Raw genomic sequence first — 322 nt, forward strand, 5'->3', positions numbered from 1 at the left:
GATGAGCGTGGATCTGCGCGGCATCGGCGTGACCCTGGCCGGGCGCCCGGTCCTGCGGGACGTGACGGCCCAATTGGCCGAGGGGCGGATCGGCATCGTCGGGCGCAATGGCTCGGGCAAGACAACGCTGGCGCGGGTGATCGCGGGCCTGATCGTGCCGGATGCGGGCGATGCGCGGACCTTTGGCATCGACATGGCGCAAGACCGCCGCGCCGCCCTGAAAGGCGTTGGAATCATTTTCCAGAACCCTGATCACCAGATCATATTCCCGACCGTGATCGAGGAAATCGCCTTTGGTCTGGCCCAGCAGGGCCTGCGCCAG

1 protein-coding gene is annotated in these 322 nt (G+C 66.8%); it reads left to right on the top strand.

Going from position 1 to position 322, the window contains the following annotated elements:
• Nucleotide 1 precedes the first annotated feature (1 nt).
• Nucleotides 2-322, top strand: a 321-nt coding sequence (locus CK944_RS22705) for an ATP-binding cassette domain-containing protein (RefSeq protein WP_146038803.1), incomplete at its 3' end; no start/stop codon positions are given.

Origin of the sequence: Paracoccus sp. SY, from assembly GCF_002901215.1 — a bacterium.
Lineage (GTDB): Bacteria > Pseudomonadota > Alphaproteobacteria > Rhodobacterales > Rhodobacteraceae > Paracoccus > Paracoccus acridae.